The sequence below is a fragment of the Pseudomonas cistanchae genome, from assembly GCF_054483635.1.
On record NZ_JBTLWN010000005.1, the window covers coordinates 15,768 to 36,748 of the forward strand.

Here is a 20,981-nt window from a genome sequence, read left to right on the forward strand (position 1 = left end):
GAGCGGCGGGCGCAAGCCCAGGGGCTCCTTATGGAGCCCTTTTTATTGCCCGCACAGTAGGCGATCAAACCCCAGTTGAGTTGGCAAGCGGCGCAATTCAGCGAGGTAAACCGGCAATTGCATCCACTGCCTCGCGAATCAGCGCCGGCCCTTTGTAGATAAACCCGGAGTAGATCTGCACCAGGCTGGCACCAGCGGCGATTTTCTCAGCCGCATGCTTGCCTTCGGTAATCCCGCCCGCGGCGATGATCGGCAAGCGCCCGGCCAGTTCGCCAGCCAGCACCTTGACGATATGAGTGCTCTTGTCGCGCACCGGGGCACCGGACAAACCACCGGCCTCGTCGGCACATTCAAGGCCCTTAACGCCGTCGCGGCCCAGGGTGGTGTTGGTGGCGATCACCGCGTCCATACCTGCCTGCACCAACGCATTGGCCACCTCCAGGGTTTCCTCATCACTCATGTCAGGGGCAATCTTGATTGCCAGGGGCACCCGCTTGCCGTGCCGCTGGGTCAAATCCTCCTGACGCAGACGCAAGGCTTCGAGCAGTTGCTTGAGTGAGTCACCGAACTGCAAGCTGCGCAGCCCCGGCGTGTTGGGCGAGCTGACGTTGACGGTCACATAGCTGGCGTGCTGATAGACCTTGTCCAGACACAGCAGGTAGTCATCCACGGCTTGCTCGACCGGCGTATCGAAGTTCTTGCCGATATTAATGCCCAGCACGCCGTTGTACTTGGCTGCCTGTACCCGTGAGAGCAGATGATCGACACCGTGATTGTTGAAGCCCATGCGGTTGATGATCGCCTCCGCTTCGGGCAGACGGAACAACCGGGGCTTGGAATTGCCCGGCTGAGGCCGCGGCGTCACGGTGCCAATTTCAATGAAACCGAAGCCCAGCTGGGCAAACCCGTCGATAGCGTCGCCATTCTTGTCCAACCCTGCGGCCAGGCCTACCGGGTTGGCGAACTCCAGTCCCATGACCTTGACCGGCAAACTGGCAGGCGCCTTGTTCAGCAGCGCATTCAAGCCCAGTCGGCCGCCGGCACCGATCAAGTCGATCGACAGCTCGTGGGAGGTTTCCGGGGAAAGTTTGAAAAGCAGCTCGCGGGCCAGGTTGTACATGGGCAGGCTTAGCTCGAGTAGTCGAAGGCGGAAGGCCGGCGATTATACAGGCGCAGCAGCCTTGCAGGCGAGGCGCGTGGTCCGCTCAGGACAGTCGCCGCAGGTTTATTAATTCACCAGCCACGCTAAATTCCATCTCGAAGGAACCGTAGACGCCTTCACGAGTCAAAAAGGGCCGAAAATGGTAGGCCGGCACGCTGACCTTCCGACCATCGCGACTGCGCGCTAGGATGCGGTTGGCCCGACCTTGATAGACCGCCATAAATCGTTCGGCCGATACAGCGACATCCAGTACTAGACTGGGCATGGAGGCACCTTTGCAGAGGAATGCGATAATTTTGCCACACGCGCTATTTTATACTCGCAAAACCCCGCTCAAGTTGGCCGGCAAAGCCTGTGCACCGGCTACCATGCTCTGCCACACTTGTGACGATCACCCTAGAGTGCTCATTTGGCCATGAGTCTGTCCGAACAGTCGTCCACGTTAAGCTCGCGCCTCGCTGGCCTGGCACAGCGCCTGGGCATCATCGGTCGTGCGCCGAAACAGATCCTGGCGCGCGCCAGCGCCCTGCGTCTGCCGTTCAGCGCCCTGCCTGCCGCCACGGAAAGTATCTGCTGGCTCGACGGTGCCCCGCTTCACCGCCTGGTTGACCTGCCGCGCAACGCGCTATCCGGCCCCGTGCAGGAAGACAAGGCCCAGGCCCATGCCGCACTGGCCAATGTCGTCGAGCAGCAACAACAACGACTGACCTCATTCGACCTGCGTCTTATCAACGGCTTATCCCACTGCGCTTCAGACCATGCAGGTTTTGCCAGTTTCGAAGACTATGCCGCCTGCGAAAATTGCCGGCAGGTGCGCATCATCAGCTACAAGGATTTCGTCAAGACCATCAGCCTGGCACTGCCTCGTTTCATGGCTGGCGAGGCAATCGAGCTGCGGCAGGCCAGCTGGCGCGGTGATCGAGTGTTCTGGGCGGGAGAACACCACAGCGAAGCGTTTGCCTGCGCGGTCGCCTATGCCCGACGCCGCGAACTGGAAGTGACGCTTCCCGCTGAATTCACCCGCTATCAACTGAGTCGCGCCGGCCTGGCCGAGCTGGAGCAGCGCTACCATGTGCTGGCGATGCCCGCCGCGGCCTGGAGCGATCCGACCTTCATGGGCTTGCTGCTGGATAACGGCCTGCCTTACGCACGTCTGGCGCTGCTGCGTAAACCAGGCGCACCGGAAGCCCTGCTGCTGCCCAAGCATTCCAGCGAGGCCAACGCGCTGGGCGAGGGCCTGCGGCTGGCTGGCGCGCCGGACGTGATCGCCTACATCGAGCACTTGGCTCCGCTGCACTGAAATTAGCGAATCACTGCATCGCCGCTCTTACCTCTCTGGCTGCTGCCAATGAAAAACTATTTCTCCCTACTCTGTTGCGCTTAGGTATCGGCGCCCAGGTATAAGGGGCTAATTCGTAGGGTGCGAAATCGAGGATGCACGCCGCCTGTGCAGTGCGCACAAACGTCAATACCAGCAGACGCTGGTGCGCACAGCGCACCCTACCGATGGCGAGCGCTGTACTTCCCTGGGCGCCCCGTGTAACCCGCAAGGGTACATAGCAATAAAAAGCCCCGCACTAGGCGGGGCTCAGGTGTAGCTCGATCAGCCGTTCAGGAACCACCTACCCCGCGCTGAGCACTCTGGGCCAGGTCCATCAACTCCCGGTTCGCCACCGCATACATGGCGTAATCGGTCCCTGTGGCAGCACGCAACTCGGCGAGCATGGTTTTCCAGCGCTCAACCAGGCGACGATGCTGCTCCAGCCAGCCCACCACACGCACTTCGATATCCGCGGGGCTGTCGACCATCTGCAGCAGCGATACGGTAATCGCCCGCTGCTGCCAGTCCAGGTCATCGCGGAAGGCTTCGCGCGCCAGCGCCTGCCAGTTGCTTTCCACCGGCAAGTTGGTGATCTGCTGCAGGTACCAGGACAACTCCAGCGCACTGCCTACCGCAAAGTAGGCGGCAGCTACACGGGCAGGATCCTGACCGGTAACGTCCGAGGCTTCGATGATGGGCAGCAGCGTATACAGATGGCTGGTACCCGCCACCACCCGCGCCAGTTCCTCAGGCACACCGGCCTCGACATAACCCTGGTAGCGCGCCTGCCATTGCTCACGGGCCGGGCCTTCGAGCAACTCGTCCAGCCGCAGCGCCAATGCTTCGATACGCGGGCTGAAATGTGCAACGTCGTGGGCCGCATCCAGCTCGTTGCGGCGGCTGCGCAGGAACCAGCGGGTGGCACGGCGCCCCAGGCGCATCAGCTCATCCATCAGCGCCAGTTGCAGCTCGGCCGGCACCTTGTAGTCCAGCGCCTCGATCTGCTTCCACCAGTGCGGCAGACGGAACACATCACGCACGATGACATAGGCACCTGCCACGTTGGCAGCGCTCATGCCGGTGGACTCCTTCAGCCGCTGAACGAAGGTAATGCCCATATGGTTGACCAGATCGTTGGCGATCTGGGTGCTGACGATTTCGCGCTTCAGCCGGTGGCGGCGCATGGCATCACCGAACTTCTCCGCCAGCAGCGGCGGAAACGCAGTCTCCATCTCGCGCGCCAGGTAATCGTCGTCCGGCACCAGGGATTTGAGCAGCGACTCCTTCAGGTCGATCTTGCTGTAGGAAATCAGCACCGACAGCTCCGGCCGCGTCAGGCCCTGACCATTGGCAGCACGCTCGTTCAGCTCCTCGTCTGACGGCAGGAATTCCAGCGCACGGTCCAGCTTGCCGGCCGACTCCAACGCCGACATCAGCCGCTTGTATTCGCCCAAACGCTCGCGAGCGCGGCGTTCGGCCAGCGACAGTGCCTGGGTCTGCTTGTAGTTGTTGCCGAGTACCAGGCCGCCGACCGCATCGGTCATCTGGGCCAGCAGGACATTGCGCTGCTTGCCGGTCATGTCGCCCGCGGCCACGATCTCGTTGAGCAGGATCTTGATGTTGACCTCGTGGTCCGAGCAGTCCACGCCGCCGGCGTTGTCGATGAAGTCGGTGAAGCTGGCGCCGCCGTTGAGGCCGTATTCGATCCGCCCCAGCTGGCTCATGCCGAGGTTGCCGCCCTCGCCGACCACCTTGGCGCGCAGCTCGCGACCGTCGACCCGCAGGGCATCGTTGGCCTTGTCGCCCACATCCGCGTGGCTTTCCTTGCTCGACTTGACGTAAGTGCCGATGCCGCCGTTCCAGATCAGGTCGACCGGCGCCTTGAGCAGCGCGTTGAGCAACTCATTCGGTGCCAGCTTGTCGGCGCTGATGTCGAAGCGCGCTTTCATCTCTGGGCTGATCGCGATGCTTTTCGCGCTGCGCTGGAAAATTCCGCCGCCAGCGGAGATCAACGCGCTGTCATAGTCGGCCCAGCTGGAGCGCGGCAGGTTGAACAGGCGCTTGCGCTCGACGAAGCTCTTCGCCGCGTCCGGGTTCGGGTCGATGAAGATGTGCAGGTGGTTGAACGCTGCCACCAGTTGCAGGCTTTCCGACAGCAGCAGGCCGTTGCCGAAAACGTCGCCGGCCATGTCGCCGATGCCGACCACGGTGATGCTGTCCTTCTGCACATCGATACCGCGCTCGCGGAAGTGCCGCTGCACGCTGACCCAGCCGCCCTTGGCGGTGATGCCCATGCCTTTGTGGTCGTAACCGGCAGAACCACCGGAGGCGAACGCATCGCCCAGCCAGAAGCCGTATTCGCCGGCAATTCCGTTGGCGATGTCGGAGAAGGTCGCGGTGCCCTTATCGGCCGCAACCACCAGATACGGGTCGTCCTGATCATGACGAACCACGTTGGCCGGCGGCACGACGCTGCCTTCCTTGAGGTTGTCGGTGATATCGAGCAGGCCGCTGATGAAAATCCGGTAGCAGGCAATACCTTCGGCCAGCACCTCGTCGCGGCTCGCGCCCACCGGCATGCGCCGCGGAATGAACCCGCCCTTCGCGCCCATCGGCACGATGACGGCGTTTTTCACCTGCTGCGCCTTAACCAGGCCGAGCACTTCGGTACGGAAATCCTCTTCCCGATCCGACCAGCGCAGGCCGCCGCGAGCAACGTCGCCGAAGCGCAGGTGCACGCCCTCGACCCGCGGCGAGTAGACGAATATTTCGAATTTCGGCACCGGCTTGGGAATTTCGGGAATGGCCCGCGGATTGAGCTTGAAGCTGAAGTAGGACTTGCTCTGCCCGGCTGCGTCGGTCTGGTAGAAGTTGGTGCGCAGGGTGGCCTTGATCAGGTCCAGGTAGCGGCGCAGGATACGGTCTTCGTTGAGCACCGCGACGTTGTCCAGGGCGTTGAGAATCGCCTGCTCAAGCTTCTGCTGCTTGTCTTCCAGATCATCCGCACTGAGCTTGCGCGCCAGGTAAAAACGGGTCTTGAACAGGCGCACCAGTTCCTTGGCGATATCGGCGTGGTTGACGAGGGTGCCGGCAATGTAGCTCAGGTCGAAACCCAGGCGAATCTGCTTGAGGTAGCGGGCATAGGCCCGCAGCAACGCCACGTCGCGCCACGGCATCGCCGCGGTCAGCACCAGGCGGTTGAAGGCATCGTTCTCGGCCTCACCGCCGACGATATTGACGAAGGCGTCCTGCAGCGTGTCGTTGAGCTGCTGGATATCCACGTCCAGGCCTTCGGCATAGGTGAAGGCGAAATCGTGAATCCAGAACTCGCGGCCGTTCAGCTGGTGCAGGCGATACGGGAACTCGCCCAGCACGCGCAGGCCCAGGTTCTCCAGGATCGGCAGCACGTCCGACAGCGGCAGCGGCGTGTCGGCGTGGTAGAGCTTGCAGTGCAGCTGCTGGCCATCTGGCGACAGCGGTTGGTAGAAACTCATCACCAGCGGGCGCTTGGCGCTCAGGTTGAGCAGGTGCTGCATGTCCACCACCGCCGAATGCGGGGCGAAACGTTCGCGGTAACCAGCCGGGAAACCCGTCGGGAAATCGGCCAGCACATTGGTGCCCTGGGCTTCGCCGAAGGTTTCCACCACTAGGCTCGCGTAATCGTCCTTCCATGAACGGCACGCCTGAATCACTTCTTTTTCCAGACGCGCCGGATCGATCTGCAGCTTGTTCTTCGGATCGACCCGCAGAATGAACTGCACCCGCGCCAGCACCGACTCGGAGAAGAACGTCCAGAACTCGCAGTCGGTCGCTAGCAGGCGCTCCATCAGCACCTGCTGGATCTTCAGGCGTGTTTCGGTGGAGTACACATCGCGCGGCACGTAGGCCAGGCAATAGCAGAACCTGCCGTAAGGATCGCGGCGCAGGAATACCCGAATCTTGTTGCGTTCCTGAATCTGCACGATCGCCAGCGCGGTGTCGCACAGGTCGTCGACCGGCGTCTGGAACAGGTCATCGCGTGGCAACACTTCCAGAACCTGAGCCAGTTCCTTGCCCAGGTGCGCCTTGCTGTCGAAACCGGCGCGCTGCTCGATGACTGCCACCTTGCGACGGATATAAGGGATATTCCACACGCTTTCGGCGTACACCGCCGAGGTGTAAAGGCCCATGAACCGGCATTCCTTGACGACCCGTCCCTTGCTGTCGAGTTCGCGAATCGACACGAAATCCGGGTAGGCCGGACGGTGCACACGGCTTGGCACCGCAGCCTTGGCGAACGACAGCAATAGGGGTTCGCGCAGGTAATTCAGGGCTTCCGGTTCGATATGCAGGTCGTCGCTGCTCAAACCGCTACGTAGGCGTTTGGACAGACCGAGCAGGGATTTCTCGTCGTAAACGATAGCGCCGCCGCCCGGGGCTTCGGTCACCGTGAATTCTTCATAGCCAAGGAAGGTGAAGTGGTCGTCCAGCAACCAATTGACGAACACCTTGATTTCTTCCAGTTCGGCGGCGTCAACATTGAGTCCGGCCTGACCTGGCTTGACCTTGGCCAACCAGGTCAGCAGTTCCTGGGCCTTGGCCTTCATGGGCCGGAAGTCAGCCACGCTCTGGCGTACCTCGGCGAAGACGTCATGCAGCGCCTTCTCAATGGTTTTCATCTCGCTGGTGCTGGCGCAACGGTCGATTTCGAGGAACATCAGCGCTTCTTGCTTGACGTCTTCACCCTGCGAGCCCTTAGGCAGGATCTCCAGCAGCTCGCCCTTGGGATTGCGGCGAACGCTGAACACGCTGTTTTGCAGGGTGTGGATGCTGTAACCGTGACGGTTCAGTTCCATGCGCACCGAGTCGACGAGAAACGGGATGTCGGCGTGGAGAATCTCGACGGCGGTGTGAGTCGACTGCCAGCCGTGCTTTTCGTAATCGGGGTTGAAGACGCGGACTTCGGTCTTGGCGGGGTCGAACCGCTCGAGCAGACGCCAGGATGACAGGGTGCAGCCAACCAGATCGGAAAGCCGGCGTTGGGTCAGTTCGTCGAGGGCGATGATGCCGAAGAAATGCTCGGCGAACAGGGCAATTTGTGGCAATGCCTGTTCACTAACGTGCTGCGCCAGTGCCGCTTGCAGATGGTGCTGAAAGTCGGCTTTGCTGGCCGCCGTAAAGAACGCCATGTTTTTTATGCTCCGTTTGGCTGGGGATTCGACTAGGGGCTGTCATGAGTTGCAACTGACGGCGCAATGTCTCGGTTCAACGTTAGTTCAGCGGGCAGCGATTGCATAAAAGCGGCTGCCTCGGAACGTTGGCGACATCAGCGACTCACCGGTCACAATTTGCTGGTCGAGCTTAACGAGGGAACGCCGTCAAGCGCTTGCCGCGCTGCGACATTTTCTTTCAACTGCGCCACCCCAGCCGCTGAAACCGGGCAAAACCTCGGCGCGGGTCTCACTAACAGAGCTGCCAGCACGGCAAACCCGGCTCATTACCCTGCTCACCCGTTGCGCCTGCGCGCTATCCTTGCGAACCCGGTTCCAGGCGCGCTGCGGTAACCCCTGATGCGCGCTTGATGACATTCACTGCCATGGACCCTGCATGAGCGCACCCGTTCCGACACTCGAAATAGCCGGGATCGACAGCCTGATCCTGCGCCTGTTCGACAGCATTGATGAATGCAACATGCCCTGGATACTGGCCGCCAGCGAGCGGCTGCGTGCCGCCTTCGGCGCTGCGCTGATCGACCTGGTGCCGTCCTACACCACGCTGCTGCTGCACTATGATCTTCAACGCGTCACGGCGGCACAGGTTCGCGAGCTGATCGCCGAGGCATTTATCGACCTGCAACCGGCCAGTGCTGAAGGCGGCCGCTGCCATGACCTACCGACCTGGTATGACCGCAGCGTCGGCCCTGAGCTGACGCTAGTGGCCCAGCGCTCGGGGCTCAGCGAGGCGCAGGTGATTCAGCGCCACAGCGGTCGCACTTATCAGGTGTTCGCCTTGGGTTTTGCGCCCGGTTTCGCCTTTATGGGATTGGTGGAAGACGCTCTGACAGCACCGCGCCTGAGCACACCGCGTAAGCGCATCGCACCGGGCAGCGTCGGTATCGCCGAGCGCCAGACCGCGGTCTATCCAGCCGCGTCGCCGGGCGGCTGGAACCTGTTGGGCCGCTGCCCGACCACCCTCTTCGATCACTCGATTGATGGCTACAGCCTGCTGCAGCCGGGCGACCGGGTGCGTTTCGTGCCTATCGACCATGCCGAATTTATCCACCTGGGCGGCGACGACAGCCCGCTGGAGGCGCTATGAACAGTCCCGTTCGCGGTGCCGGTTTGCAGGTCGAACGCAGCAGCCCGTTTATCCTGCTGCAGGATACGGGACGCTTCGGCGTACGCCATCTGGGGGTCACCCAGAGCGGCGCGCTGGACTGGATTTCCATGTACTGGGCCAACTGGCTGCTGGGCAATCCGCTTGACGCGGCCGTGGTGGAAATCACCCTGGGCAACTTCGAACTGCTGTGTCAGCAGGACGGTGTCCTTGCAGTCGCCGGTGCAGACCTGGGCGCCACCCTGGACGGCGCACCGCTGCCACCCTGGAGTGCTTTCAGCGTTCGACAAGGCCAACGCCTGCGCTTCGCGCAGCCACGGCTGGGTGCCCGCGCCTATCTCGCCGCACCTGGCGGCTTCGATGCGCCGCCGGTACTTGGCAGCTGTTCAAGCATGACGCGGGAAACACTCGGCGGGCTCGACGGCACCGGCAAGGCGCTGGCGGCGGGCGATCAGCTGAACTGGTGCGCCGACATACGGGTGCAACGCAGCATGGCCACGTCGCTGATTCCGCGGTTCTCGCCTGCGCCCTGCCTAGAGCTGATCATGGGCGCCCAGCTTGGCGACTTCAGCGGGCAGAGCCTGTTTGACGTGTTCAACAGCAACTGGAAAATCGACTCGCGCGCTGATCGGATGGGCATGCGCCTGCTTGGCCCGAGCCTTTGCAGCAAACGCCCGGCGATGATTTCCGAAGGCATTCCGCTGGGAGCGGTGCAGGTACCGCCGGATGGCCAGCCGATCATCCTGCTGAATGACCGGCAGACCATCGGCGGCTACCCCCGCCTCGGCGCGCTGACTCCCCAGGCCGTGGCGCGGCTGGCGCAATGCATGCCGGGCGAAACGCTGCGCTTCAAGCCAGTCCTGCAGGAAACCGCCCAGCACGCCCATCTGCGCCTGCTCAAGCAATGGCAGCCAGACTAGGGGCGCCATACGCTCGCCTATTTGCTGTGCTCGGGCGAGCTCGGCCCTTCGACCACACCGCGCGGCCCAGCAATACCCCAGGCAATCAAGCCGATGACCGGCAACAGGCTAATGCCGATCGCCCATAAGGCCTTGGTATTCACATTCTTATTGCTGCGAAACACGCTCAGAATTGCCCACAGGTCGAGCAGGATGACGATCACCGCCACCGCGATGGCAAACAGCATTGCGAAGTCAGACATGGCCTTGCTCCTCGTGAGTACCTATAGGTCTGGCCATCCCGGCTCACCACAGGTTCCAACCATTTACTGGAAGCACGGCCCGATAGCCGAGTCGCTCAGGGCGCTCGCCCCATATAAAATTCGTGCGCGCCGTCAGTACGACGCGCCCCGCAGTTATGCGACCATGGCGCCTCACGCCGCCCCGCGGCTGGAGTTCAACACGACGGTCAGGCCAAACCAGCGGCAGGACCTCTGTTCGGCGACGCGGACTCTCCGGGGCGAATCGGTATACACAGGGTGTCGGGAACATGACTGAAGAGACAAAAGGCGCACAGCATCGCGGCGCGCTGCTTGAGTTGCGGCAATTTCTTTCAACCCAGATTCTTGGTCAGGAAAAACTCATCGAACGGCTGCTGATCGCCCTGCTCGCCGATGGCCACATGCTGGTCGAGGGCGCGCCGGGGCTGGCCAAGACCAAGGCGATCAAGGAACTGGCCGAGGGCATCGAAGCCGAGTTCCACCGCATTCAGTTCACGCCCGACCTGCTTCCGGCGGATATCACCGGCACCGAAATCTATCGGCCCGAGACCGGCAGCTTCGTGTTCCAGCAAGGGCCGATTTTCCACAATCTGGTGCTGGCGGACGAAATCAATCGCGCTCCGGCCAAGGTGCAGTCGGCGCTGCTCGAAGCCATGGCCGAACGCCAGGTCAGCATCGGGCGCAGCACCTACAACCTGTCGCCGCTGTTTCTGGTGATGGCGACGCAGAACCCGATCGAACAGGAAGGCACCTATCCGTTGCCGGAAGCCCAGCTCGATCGCTTCCTGATGCACGTGAAGATCGGCTTCCCGGACGCCAGCGTCGAGCGCAAGATCCTCGCCCAGGCCCGCGGCGAAGCGCTCAATGGCGAAGCCAAGCCCGAGCACCGGGTCAGCCAGCAGGCGATCTTTGCTGCTCGCAAGGAAATTCTCGGCCTGTACATGGCCGATGCGGTGGAGGAATACCTGGTGCAGCTGGTGATGGCGTCACGCACGCCAGGCAAGTTCGACCCTGAGCTGGCCGAGTGGATCGCCTACGGCGCCAGCCCGCGCGGCTCGATTGCACTGGATCGCTGCGCACGCGCGCATGCCTGGCTCGCCGGACGCGACTTCGTCAGCCCGGAAGACATCCAGGCCGTGCTGTTTGACGTGTTGCGCCACCGCATCATCCTGTCGTTCGAAGCGGAAGCTGCCGGCATCGACCAGGACCGCGTGGTGCAACGCATTCTCGATGTGGTTGCCGTCGCCTGACTTCTATGCACGCCCTTCCCACGCAACCCGGTATTCGCGTCAATCTCGCCGAGCTGATCGAGATGCGCCACCGCGTGCGCGAGGTCCAGCTGTTCTCCACCCCGGCCCAGCGCAGCCCGCTGATCGGCCTGCACCATTCCAAGCTGCGCGGGCGGGGTGTGGACTTCGACCAGGTGCGTGTCTATCAGGCGGGCGACGATGTGCGCACCATCGACTGGCGCGTTACCGCACGCACCCAGGAGCCGCACACCAAGCTGTTTCATGAAGAGCGCGAACGGCCCATCTACATCCTGGTGGAGCAGAGCCAGCGACTGTTCTTCGGCTCCGGACTGATGTTCAAGTCGGTGCTCGCGGCGCAGGCGGCCAGCCTGATCGGCTGGGCGGCGCTGGGCCACAACGATCGCATCGGCGGGCTGGTGTTCGGCGACCTGGAGCATCACGAAATCAAGCCGCGGCGCAGCAAGCAGAGCCTGCTGCAACTGCTCAATCGCCTGGCGCGGGCCAACCAGGCGCTGTCCAGCGAAGCCCAGCCAGCGCGCGACAGCTTTGGCCTGGCGCTGCGACGCGCACGAGAGGTGCTGCGCCCCGGCAGCCTGGTGGTGGTGATTTGCGACGAACGCACCCTCAGCGACGGCGGTGAGCAGCAACTGATTCTGCTGGCGCGGCATACCGACCTGTTATTGCTGCCGGTGTCTGACCCGCTGGACCACGCCCTGCCCGCCGCTGGCTTGCTGCGTTTTGCCGAGCGCGGCGCGCAGTTGGAGCTCGACACCCACAATGCCGAGCTGCGGCAGGCCTATCGCAACCAGGCCGATGCGCGTCAGGCCCGCTGGCAGCGCCTGGCACAGAAGCTCGGCGTACCGCTGTTGTCTCTGAGCACCCAACGGGAAATGATCGAGCAACTGCGTGATCACCTCAACGCACGGCCGGGGAAGAAGCCATGAACCCGCTCGACCAGCTCGAACCGCTGATCGCGCCCGCCGCCATTGGCTGGTGGCCGCCGGCGCCTGGCTGGTGGCTGCTCGCGATGCTGCTGCCACTGCTGCTGTGGGGGTTGGTTCGCCTGCTCAAGCGCCTGCCGGGTAAACGCCAGACGGTGGTGGACGAGCAGAGCCTCGATCCGCTGCGGCTGGCCGCCCTGAGCGAACTCGAGCGGCTGAGCAAGCCCTACGACGGTGCGCCCGCCGGACCTTGGCTGCAGCAGCTAAACGGCGTGCTCAAGCGTTTGTGCCGCGAGCGGTATCCCGACAGCCACAGCCATATCCTCAGCAGCCGTGCCTGGCTGGCCTTCCTCGACAGCCGCTGCCCGGCCGCCGGTCTGACCCGCTGGATGATTCTGGTGGAAGGCGCCTACCGTCCGCGCTGCACGCTGCAGGACAAGGCTGTCGACGAGCTCAATCAGGCCGTCGCGATCTGGATACGCAAACATGTTTGAGTTCACCTGGGCCTGGGTCTTCCTCCTTGCGCCGCTGCCCTGGGTGCTGCGCCTGCTGCTGCCTGCGGCGGACAGCGGTGAAGCGGCGCTGAACGTCAGTTTTCTCGCCGAACTGGAAGGCCTGGCCGGGCGTCGTGCCAAAGCCAGCCTGCCGGGCTGGCGCCAGCAATTGCCGTTTCTGCTGGTCTGGCTGCTACTGCTGTGCGCGGCGGCCCGCCCCGAATGGGTCGGCGAGCCGCTGCCCTTGCCCGCCAGCGGTCGCGATCTGCTGGTCGCGGTCGACGTGTCGGGCTCGATGAGTTACGCCGACATGCGCTGGAACGATGAGGAAGTCGACCGCCTGACCCTGGTCAAGCACCTGCTCGGCGATTTCATCGAAGGCCGCCATGGCGACCGCGTCGGCCTGATCCTGTTCGGCAGCCAGGCCTATCTGCAGGCGCCGCTGACGTTTGACCGGCTGACCGTGCGCACCTGGCTCGACGAAGCGGTGATCGGCATCGCCGGCAAGAACACGGCCATCGGCGACGCCATTGGCCTGGGGGTGAAACGCCTGCGCCAGCGGCCTGCACAGAGTCGCGTGCTGGTACTGGTCACCGACGGCGCGAACACCGGCGGCGAGATCGATCCCATGACCGCTGCGCGCCTGGCGGCGGAGGAAGGCGTCACCATCTACCCGATCGGTATCGGCGCGGACCCGGAACAAGGCGGCGTCCTTGGCATGTTCGGGCTCAACCCCGGGCTTGACCTGGACGAACCGACCTTGCGCGGGATCGCCGAAATGACCGGCGGCGAATACTTCCGCGCGCGCGACAGCGAAGAGTTGCGCGCCATCGAGGCGACCCTCGACCGACTCGAACCTGTGGCCCAGCAATCGACCCTCGCGCGACCGGCGCTGGCGCTGTATTGCTGGCCGCTGGGCGGCGCCTTGCTGCTCAGCGTGCTGCTGGTGCTCCGCTCGCTGTGGCCGCAACTGCAACAGCAGCGCAGCCGGATCTACCAGCGCCTGCGCCGGAGGTCGGCATGATTGAAGACGTCGTGCAGATGCTCTGGCCTCACTGGCTGCGGCCCTATTGGCTGCTGCTGGTGCCCGTGCTGGCCTGGCTGCTCTGGCAACTGTGGCACCGCGAAAAACGCATCGGCCGCTGGCAGACCCTGCTGCCGTCAGCCTTTCATGCCGTGCTGCTGAGTGGCGGCAGCGGCAAGACCAGCCGCCTGCCCTGGATCGCCCTCGGCCTGGGCTGGTTGCTCGCGGTACTGGCGCTGCTTGGGCCGAGCTGGCAGCGGATCGAGCACAACAACCTGAAACCGGCCGATCCGCTGGTGGTGCTGCTCGAAGTGACGCCGCAGATGCTCGCCAGCGACGCTGCGCCCAACCGGCTGGCACAGGCCAAGCGCAAACTGCTCGACCTGCTGGAAGCACGCCGCGATGCGCAAACTGCAATCGTGGTGTACGCCGGCAGCGCCCATACCCTGGTGCCGCTGTCCGACGACCTGGCGACCAGCCGCAACCTGCTTGAGTCGCTGAAACCCGCGATCATGCCCGAACCGGGGCGGCGCGCTGAACTTGCCGTGATCCAGGCGCTGACCCTGCTCGAACAGGGCGCCCAGGGTAAAGGCCGGCTGTTGCTGATCGGCAGTGCGTTGGACGAGCAGGAACGCGCAGGCATTCGCCAGGCCTTGGGCGAAGACGGCAAGCGCCTGCAGATACTGGGCATCGGCACGCCCCAGGGCGCGCCAATCCTTCAGGAAGACGGCAGTTTTCTCAAGGACAAACAAGGCGCGATTCTGCTTCCGCAACTCGACAGTGTCGGGCTCAGCCGCTTCGCCAAGGAGATTGGCGGGCGCTACCGCCAGGCCCGGCTGGATGATCGCGACCTGCGCAGCCTCGGCCTGCTCGATGGCCCATCACAACTGCGTGAAGACGGTGAGCAGATGAGCCTGCAGGCATGGGCCGACCAGGGTCACTGGCTGCTGCTGCCGCTGTTATTGCTCGCGGCCTGCGCCGGCCGCCGCGGGTGGCTGCTGTGCCTGCCGTTGCTGCTGTTGGGCACACCGCAACCCAGCTACGCGCTCGAGTTCGACGACCTGTGGCTGCGCGCCGATCAACAAGGCCAGCGCCTGTTGCAGGACGGCCAACCCGCCGAGGCTGCGAAGCGTTTCGTCGACCCTCAGTGGCAAGGCCAGGCGCTCTATCAGGCCGGCGATTACGCAGCGGCAGCGGAGCGTTTTGCCCGTGGTGACAGCGCCGCGGCGCACTATAACCGTGGCAATGCCCTGGCCCACAGCAACGAGCTGGAAGCCGCGCTCGAAGCCTATCAACAGGCGCTCGAGCTGCAACCTGACCTCGCCCCCGCGCTCAGCAACAAGGCGCTGGTGGAGGAGCTGCTGCGTCAACGCGAGCAACAACAGAACCAACCCTCACAAGACGACGAAGCCGAGCAGCAGCCGCAGGAAGGCCAGCAGCCTCAGCAACAGGGGCAAAGCGCGCCAGGCGAGCAGAACGCCGATAGCCAGCAGCCGTCAACGCCCGCGCCACCGGGCGAAAACCCGCAACCACCGGAAAGTCCCGAGCCCGGCGATGCGGAACAAACGCCAGCCGAGCCGAGCCCGCCCGACGATACCCAGGAAGGCGAACAGCAGATCGCCAACGCCGGCGAAGCCCTTAGCGGCGAGCGCAAACAGGCCCTGGAACAATGGCTGCGGCAAATCCCCGACGACCCGGGCGAGCTGTTGCGGCGCAAATTCTGGTACGAACAGCAACAGCGTCAGGAACAACGCCAATGACTCGCCTGCTCTGCACTTTTTTCCTGCTTCTGCTGGCCTTTTCGAACAACGCACAGGCGGTTAGCGCGAGCGTCGACCGCACGCGCTTGAGCCTCGACGAAACGGTCGAGCTGACGCTCGAATCCGACGATGTCGCCTCGTTCGACATGCCGGACCTGAGCCCGCTCCACACACTGTTCACCGTCGTCGACACGCGACAGGTCAAACAGCTGAGCACGTTCAACGGCAAGGCCCGCGCCACCAGCCGCTGGATCGTAATCCTGCAGCCCAAACAGAGCGGCGGCGTGGTGATTCCGCCCTTGCAAGTAGGCGACCGGCAGACCGTCCCCATTACCCTGCATGTTCAGGAAAGTGGCAGCGCCAGCTCGCTTGCGGCGGTTTTCATCGATGCCAGCGTGGATCAGGAAAGCCTTTACGTACAGGCACAGACCGTGCTGACGCTGCGCATCTACCACTCCGTTTCGCTGTACGACGACAGCAGCCTGACGCCGCTGCAAATGCCCGAAGCGCGAATCGAGGCGCTTGGCGAGCCGCGCACCTACGAGAAGGAAATCAATGGCGTGCTGCATGGCGTCATCGAGTTGCGTTATGCGATTTTTCCGCAGCAGAGCGGCGAGTTGATCATCCCCAGCCAGACGTTCAGCGCGACCTTGGTCGACCGGTCGCGAAGCAACGATTACCTGCCGTTTGGCCCACCACCAGGCAAGGTCACCCGGGTGGAATCGCCGCAGATTCCGTTGACCGTCAAGGCCAAGCCCGCCAGCTATCCAAGCGATGCGCCCTGGCTGCCGGCCAAGGCCCTGAGCCTCGCCGAAGCCTGGAGCCCGGAGCCGGAAAACGTCAAGGTTGGCGACTCGCTGACGCGCAGCCTGATGCTCAAGGTCGACGGGTTATCCAGCGCCCAGCTGCCCCCGCTGCCGGCCACCGAAGCGCAAGGCTTGCGCCGGTATCCTGACCAGCCGCAGCTGGCCAATCAGTTCAGTGAAAACGGTGTGATCGGCAGCCGCGAGGAGCGCGAAGCGCTGGTGCCCAACCGTGACGGAGAGTTCACGCTCAAGCCCGTGGAAGTGGTCTGGTGGAATACCCATGAGGACCGCCTCGAGCGCACCAGCCTGCCCGCTCGCACGCTCAAGGTGGCGCCTAACCCCAGTCTGATGATCGAGACGCCGGTCGAACAGAGCCAGCCTGCCGCTCTGGCCCAGGCCGACGAACTCTGGCCTTGGCAACTGAGCACCGTACTGCTGACGCTGACCACCGCGCTGGGTTTCGGTCTGTGGTGGCGCGCCCGGCGCCAACCCGCCGTACAGCGAGCGGCACAGACGGGGCCGAGCCCCCGTACGCTGCTCGACGACCTGAAGCGGGCCTGCCTGGCCAACGACACCCAGGGCACGCGCCAGGCGCTGGACGCCTGGGCGCGCCAACAACCGGAAACCCTGGCCGATATGGCGGCACGCTTCGCGCCCCTGTCCGACGCGCTCGATGGGCTCAACGGCGCGCTGTACAGCGAAACCGGGCAACAGTGGCAAGGTCAGGACCTCTGGCAAGCGATCCGCAGCCTGCCTGCCATCGAAGCCACTGACAGTACCTCCGCCCAGGAAGCAAGCCCGCTGCCACCGCTGTATCCGCGGTAACAAGCAAGCGGCATAGATGACTGCGGCGATAAACGCGGTGCACAGCAACCAACGCATGCTGGCAATCTCGCCATAGAAGCATGGGTTACGCGGTGGTCACGCTTGTAGCCGCCACGATCGAACTTGCTGTCCGTGTTCCCAAGCTCGTACGCACTGACGCAAGCGTTGACGACGCTTCGTCGCTGAAGCAATTGCAATACAAGCCGGTGCGCATGGCGCACCCTAACGCCAGGCGCATCAACCCGTAGGGTGCGCTGTGCGCACCGATGATTACCGCCTGCAAAATCGCAGGCAAAAAAAACCGCAGCCTAGGCTGCGGTTTTTTATTGCTCCCGATTTAGTGGGAGAACAGCGAGTTGCCGACCTTGCCCGCCAGTTTCTCGGGCTTGATCAGGAAGCGTGCCAGGGCTGGCAGCAGCCAGAGCGCGCCGAACATGTTGACGATAAACATGAAGGTCAGCATCAGACCCATATCGGCCTGGAACTTGATCGCCGAGAAGATCCAGGTGGCAACGCCGATCGCCAGGCACAGCCCGGTGAACAGCACAGCTTTACCGGTGGACTTGAGCGTCTGGTAATAGGCTTCCTGCAACGGCAGCCCGGCGCGCAGGAAGGTTTCCAGGCGGCTGTAGATATAGATGCCGTAGTCGACCCCGATACCGACACCCAGCGCGATTACCGGCAGGGTCGCGACCTTGACGCCGATGCCGAGGAACGCCATCAGCGCATTGCCCAGAATCGAGGTCAGGATCAGCGGCAGCACGATGCAGATCGTCGCAGCAAACGAGCGGAACGTGATCATGCACATCACGCCAACGCAGATGTAGACCAGCACCAGAATCAGCAGCTCGGATTTGGCGATGACTTCATTGGTGGCCGCTTCGATGCCGGCGTTGCCGGAAGCAAGCAGGAACTCGAGACCGTCCTTGTTGTTTTCCTCGGCGAAGGCCTGCACGGCCGAAACGGCGCGCTTGAGGGTTTCGGCCTTGTGGTCCTGGAGGAATACCAGCACCGGTGCGACCGAACAGTCGGCGTTATACAGACCATCGGCACGGGCGATCGAGTTGTTCAGAACGTCCTGGTTGCGCGACAGGGTCTCCCACTTCAGGTTGCCCTCGTTCATGCCCTTGATGAGCTGACGCGAAACGGAAACCATGGAAATGGCCGACTGCACGCCCGGCGTGTTTTCCATCTTCCACATCAGCTCGTCCATCGCGGCCAGGGCCTCGTAGGTGGAGCATCCTTCCGACGAGGTCTTGACCATCACCACCAGTACGTCGGAGCTGGTGGAGTAGTTCCTGATGACGAAGTCATTGTCCTGGTTGTAGCGCGAATCCGGACGCAGCTCCGGCGCACCCTGATCGAGGTCGCCGATCTGCAGGTTCTGCTGCTGGTACCAGAAGCCGCCAATGCCCGCTGCCAGTGCAATGACCACCGAAATCGGCGCCACCACCGGATGGGCGAAGTTGGACAGCAGCCGCCAGAATGGCTGGTCGCGTACCGCATCGCGCTTGCTGCGCTCCACCGCCTTCTTGCTGATACCGACGTAGGAAATCGCCACCGGCAGCAGAATCAGGTTGGTGAAGACGATAACCGCCACACCGATGGATGCGCCAATCGCCAGTTCGCGGATCACGCCGATATCGATCAGCAGCAGCGTGATAAAGCCCACGGCGTCAGCCAGAATCGCGATCATCCCCGGAAGGAACAGCTGACGGAACGTGCGTCGCGCGGCCATCAGGGAGTTCTCGGCCTCGCTCGACTGCAGCGCGATACCGTTGATCTTCTGTACGCCGTGGGAAATGCCGATGGCGAAGATCAGAAACGGCACGAGCATCGAGTACGGATCGAGCCCGAAGCCGACGGTGTGCATCAGACCCAGCTGCCAGCCCACTGCGATCAGCGTGGTGAACAATACGGCGACGGTGCTGCGGATACACCAGGTGAACCAGTACAGCAGCACGAAGGTGACCAGCAGCGCGACGCCGAAGAACAGCACGACCATCAGCAGGCCATCGATCAGGTCGCCCACTTTCTTGGCGAAACCGATGATGTGGACTTCAACGTTGGGGTTCTGGGCCTGGTATTTCTCGCGAATCTTTTCTTCAAGCTGGTGGGAAAACTCCTGGTAGTTGAGTTTGACCTGCTTGCCCTGGTCATTAGGGTCCGGATAGGACTCCAGCAGGGGAACGTCGACGATGCTCGACTTGAAGTTGTTCGCCACCAGGCGGCCAATCTGGCCGGACTTGAGCACGTTGTTGCGCAGCTCATCGAGGCTTTCCGGGCCACCGTCGTAGGTTTGCGGAATCACCTCGCCACCGGCAAAGCCTTCTTCAGTCACTTCGGTCCAGCGCACACTGGGGCTCCAGAGCGACTTGAGGCCTGAGCGATCGACACCCGGAATGTAGAACACTTCGTCGTTTATCTGACGCAGCGTCTCCATGTACTCCTTGGTGAAGATGTCGCCCTCTTTGGCTTCGACCGAGATACGTACGGTATTGCCGAGGTTGGCCAGATCATTGCGGTGCTCCATCATCTTCTGAATGAAGGGATGGGACAGCGGAATCATCTTCTCGAAGCTGGTGGAAGGCCGGACCTGCGTGGCCTGATAGAACAGAAAAATGCTAACCAGCAGGCAGATCAGGATGACCGCGGGCCGGTTGTTGAAAATCAGGCGCTCGAGAAAGCTCGCCTTGTCCTGGTGATGGTTACTCATCAAACACTACCCCAGCTTATTATTGTTGGCCCAGATTGGCGCCGGTCGGCGAGGAAACATGCACACCGCCCTGCCCTACAAGAATCAAACGCCCTTCGCTGTCGGCGGTCACGGCCGCCAACGATAGGCGATCGGGACGATTCAACACGCTGAAGCTGCGCCCGTTGTCGGTGCTCTTGAGAACGCTGCCACCATGGCCCACGACGACAATGGTGCCGTCTGCGAGCAAGGTGCCATTGGCCAGACCGAACTCGAGCGGACCACCGTTGGCGGCCTTGAGCGGGATCTCTTCCCAGGTGGTGCCAAAATCGCTTGAACGGAACAAGTGACCGCGCAGACCGTACACCAGCAGCGTGCCGCTTTCGCCTGTTGCCAGGGCGCCGAACAGCGAGCCTTCGTATGGGCCCTGGACGGTTTCCCAGGTTTCGCCCATGTCCGCGGAACGGAACATGCCGCCCAGTTCGCCAACGGCAAACAGGCCTGCGTCCTTGACTTCGATAATGCCGTTGAGGTGGTAACCGTCTTCGCTGTCCAGGCGGTCGCCGACATCGTTCCAGGTCTTGCCGCCATCGCTGGTGGTGAACAGCGCGCCATACGCGCCGACCACGAAACCGGTGTTCTGGTCCTTGAACCAGACGTCCAGGAACGGAGCTCCTTCCTCACGCTCCCGGTCTTCGAACTGCTTGACCCAGGTCGAGCCGCCGTCGACGCTGGCGAGAATCTGCGCGTCATGGCCAACGGCCCAGCCATGGCTGTCGTCGACAAAATAGACGGCCGTCAGCATCTGCTTGGTCGGCACCTTGGCCTGGGTCCAGGTGGCTGCATTGTCGTCGGAGTAGAGGATATGACCGCGATCGCCCACGGCAACCAGGCGTTTGCCCACCTGAACGACATCCAGAAGCAGCGAGGTCTGTGCTTTGGCCGACTCGATGGAATAGCTGGATGCAGGATCGCCCGCTGTTTGCGCATGCAAGGGCGCAGCGAAACTGACGATAGACAGTAGACCGCACAGCGAAAGCGTTTTAGCCAGCTGCGAGTGGACACGTAGCGCCGGCGTGCAGAGCAATCCTGCAGCAAGACCGGTCTGGGTGCGCCGCATAACGGGCTCACTCATATACCTTCCCCCTTATTCTTATAGGTGGTACTGCCTGATGGCAGACAGTCTATGCTATCGGGCTTTCGGAAGA

Annotated in this window: 15 protein-coding genes; 9 read left to right on the plus strand and 6 right to left on the minus strand. The window is 62.9% G+C overall.

The features are described 5' to 3' along the window. Positions 1-97: 97 nt before the first annotated feature. Positions 98-1,120 (minus strand): quinone-dependent dihydroorotate dehydrogenase, encoded by a 1,023-nt coding sequence (locus ACX0MV_RS14430; RefSeq protein ID WP_458983222.1) that lies wholly within the window; start codon positions 1,118-1,120, stop codon positions 98-100. Between the two features lie 85 nt (positions 1,121-1,205). Beyond that, positions 1,206-1,427: a DUF2835 domain-containing protein gene (locus ACX0MV_RS14435; protein WP_458983223.1), complete on the minus strand. Its 222-nt coding sequence runs from the start codon at positions 1,425-1,427 to the stop codon at positions 1,206-1,208. A 150-nt stretch (positions 1,428-1,577) separates the two neighbouring features. Here ACX0MV_RS14435 and ACX0MV_RS14440 point away from each other — a divergent pair, with 150 nt between their 5' ends. Beyond that, a complete protein-coding gene (locus ACX0MV_RS14440) occupies positions 1,578-2,462 on the plus strand; it encodes a DUF6685 family protein (protein WP_458983224.1) in 885 nt (294 codons plus the stop codon). Between the two features lie 311 nt (positions 2,463-2,773). Here the strand turns inward: ACX0MV_RS14440 and ACX0MV_RS14445 are convergent, their stop codons facing one another. After that, positions 2,774-7,651: an NAD-glutamate dehydrogenase gene (locus tag ACX0MV_RS14445; RefSeq protein WP_458983225.1), complete on the minus strand. Its 4,878-nt coding sequence runs from the start codon at positions 7,649-7,651 to the stop codon at positions 2,774-2,776. 418 nt (positions 7,652-8,069) lie between these two features. Here ACX0MV_RS14445 and pxpB point away from each other — a divergent pair, with 418 nt between their 5' ends. Both pxpB and ACX0MV_RS14455 read left to right on the plus strand, forming a co-directional pair. After that, positions 8,070-8,780 (plus strand): 5-oxoprolinase subunit PxpB, encoded by a 711-nt coding sequence (gene pxpB, locus ACX0MV_RS14450; protein WP_458983226.1) that lies wholly within the window; start codon positions 8,070-8,072, stop codon positions 8,778-8,780. Next, on the plus strand, positions 8,777-9,718 hold the full coding sequence (locus ACX0MV_RS14455; RefSeq protein ID WP_458983227.1) for a 5-oxoprolinase subunit C family protein: 942 nt from the start codon (positions 8,777-8,779) through the stop codon (positions 9,716-9,718). Before pxpB ends, ACX0MV_RS14455 begins: the two co-directional genes overlap by 4 nt. Positions 9,719-9,735: 17 nt before the next feature. Here ACX0MV_RS14455 and ACX0MV_RS14460 read toward each other — a convergent pair whose 3' ends face one another. After that, positions 9,736-9,960 (minus strand): PLD nuclease N-terminal domain-containing protein, encoded by a 225-nt coding sequence (locus ACX0MV_RS14460; protein WP_458983228.1) that lies wholly within the window; start codon positions 9,958-9,960, stop codon positions 9,736-9,738. Between the two features lie 287 nt (positions 9,961-10,247). Here ACX0MV_RS14460 and ACX0MV_RS14465 point away from each other — a divergent pair, with 287 nt between their 5' ends. From ACX0MV_RS14465 to ACX0MV_RS14490, 6 genes are read left to right on the plus strand one after another with little or no spacing between them, the layout of a single operon-like run. Next, positions 10,248-11,228: an AAA family ATPase gene (locus tag ACX0MV_RS14465; protein WP_458983229.1), complete on the plus strand. Its 981-nt coding sequence runs from the start codon at positions 10,248-10,250 to the stop codon at positions 11,226-11,228. Between the two features lie 5 nt (positions 11,229-11,233). Further along, a complete protein-coding gene (locus ACX0MV_RS14470) occupies positions 11,234-12,172 on the plus strand; it encodes a DUF58 domain-containing protein (RefSeq protein WP_458983230.1) in 939 nt (312 codons plus the stop codon). After that, complete coding sequence (locus ACX0MV_RS14475; protein ID WP_458983231.1) at positions 12,169-12,663, plus strand: DUF4381 domain-containing protein; 495 nt, start codon at positions 12,169-12,171, stop codon at positions 12,661-12,663. Before ACX0MV_RS14470 ends, ACX0MV_RS14475 begins: the two co-directional genes overlap by 4 nt. After that, on the plus strand, positions 12,656-13,687 hold the full coding sequence (locus ACX0MV_RS14480) for a vWA domain-containing protein (RefSeq protein WP_458983232.1): 1,032 nt from the start codon (positions 12,656-12,658) through the stop codon (positions 13,685-13,687). Before ACX0MV_RS14475 ends, ACX0MV_RS14480 begins: the two co-directional genes overlap by 8 nt. Before the next feature lie 11 nt (positions 13,688-13,698). Then, positions 13,699-15,447 carry a VWA domain-containing protein gene (locus ACX0MV_RS14485; RefSeq protein WP_458983557.1) on the plus strand — a complete coding sequence of 583 codons (1,749 nt, stop codon included), beginning with the start codon at positions 13,699-13,701 and terminating at the stop codon, positions 15,445-15,447. After that, positions 15,444-17,078, plus strand: a complete 1,635-nt coding sequence (locus ACX0MV_RS14490; protein ID WP_458983233.1) for a BatD family protein — start codon at positions 15,444-15,446, stop codon at positions 17,076-17,078. The genes ACX0MV_RS14485 and ACX0MV_RS14490 overlap by 4 nt, the downstream gene beginning before the upstream one ends. 337 nt (positions 17,079-17,415) lie before the next feature. Here ACX0MV_RS14490 and ACX0MV_RS14495 read toward each other — a convergent pair whose 3' ends face one another. Together ACX0MV_RS14495 and ACX0MV_RS14500 are read right to left on the minus strand one after the other, a co-directional pair. Then, positions 17,416-19,794: an efflux RND transporter permease subunit gene (locus ACX0MV_RS14495; protein WP_458983234.1), complete on the minus strand. Its 2,379-nt coding sequence runs from the start codon at positions 19,792-19,794 to the stop codon at positions 17,416-17,418. Between the two features lie 19 nt (positions 19,795-19,813). Further along, on the minus strand, positions 19,814-20,908 hold the full coding sequence (locus ACX0MV_RS14500) for a YCF48-related protein (RefSeq protein ID WP_458983235.1): 1,095 nt from the start codon (positions 20,906-20,908) through the stop codon (positions 19,814-19,816). Between the last annotated feature and the right edge of the window lie 73 nt (positions 20,909-20,981).

Excerpts from the sequence above, each read along its gene's own strand:
- ACX0MV_RS14430 (WP_458983222.1), bottom strand. The coding sequence starts at position 1,120 with ATGTACAACCTGGCCCGCGAGCTGCTTTTCAAACTTTCCCCGGAAACC.
- ACX0MV_RS14475 (WP_458983231.1), top strand. The coding sequence starts at position 12,169 with ATGAACCCGCTCGACCAGCTCGAACCGCTGATCGCGCCCGCCGCCATT.
- ACX0MV_RS14465 (WP_458983229.1), top strand. The coding sequence starts at position 10,248 with ATGACTGAAGAGACAAAAGGCGCACAGCATCGCGGCGCGCTGCTTGAG.
- ACX0MV_RS14490 (WP_458983233.1), top strand. The coding sequence starts at position 15,444 with ATGACTCGCCTGCTCTGCACTTTTTTCCTGCTTCTGCTGGCCTTTTCG.
- ACX0MV_RS14495 (WP_458983234.1), bottom strand. The coding sequence starts at position 19,794 with ATGAGTAACCATCACCAGGACAAGGCGAGCTTTCTCGAGCGCCTGATT.
- ACX0MV_RS14500 (WP_458983235.1), bottom strand. The coding sequence starts at position 20,908 with ATGAGTGAGCCCGTTATGCGGCGCACCCAGACCGGTCTTGCTGCAGGA.
- ACX0MV_RS14455 (WP_458983227.1), top strand. The coding sequence starts at position 8,777 with ATGAACAGTCCCGTTCGCGGTGCCGGTTTGCAGGTCGAACGCAGCAGC.
- pxpB (WP_458983226.1), top strand. The coding sequence starts at position 8,070 with ATGAGCGCACCCGTTCCGACACTCGAAATAGCCGGGATCGACAGCCTG.
- ACX0MV_RS14460 (WP_458983228.1), bottom strand. The coding sequence starts at position 9,960 with ATGTCTGACTTCGCAATGCTGTTTGCCATCGCGGTGGCGGTGATCGTC.
- ACX0MV_RS14445 (WP_458983225.1), bottom strand. The coding sequence starts at position 7,651 with ATGGCGTTCTTTACGGCGGCCAGCAAAGCCGACTTTCAGCACCATCTG.
- ACX0MV_RS14480 (WP_458983232.1), top strand. The coding sequence starts at position 12,656 with ATGTTTGAGTTCACCTGGGCCTGGGTCTTCCTCCTTGCGCCGCTGCCC.
- ACX0MV_RS14440 (WP_458983224.1), top strand. The coding sequence starts at position 1,578 with ATGAGTCTGTCCGAACAGTCGTCCACGTTAAGCTCGCGCCTCGCTGGC.
- ACX0MV_RS14470 (WP_458983230.1), top strand. The coding sequence starts at position 11,234 with ATGCACGCCCTTCCCACGCAACCCGGTATTCGCGTCAATCTCGCCGAG.
- ACX0MV_RS14435 (WP_458983223.1), bottom strand. The coding sequence starts at position 1,427 with ATGCCCAGTCTAGTACTGGATGTCGCTGTATCGGCCGAACGATTTATG.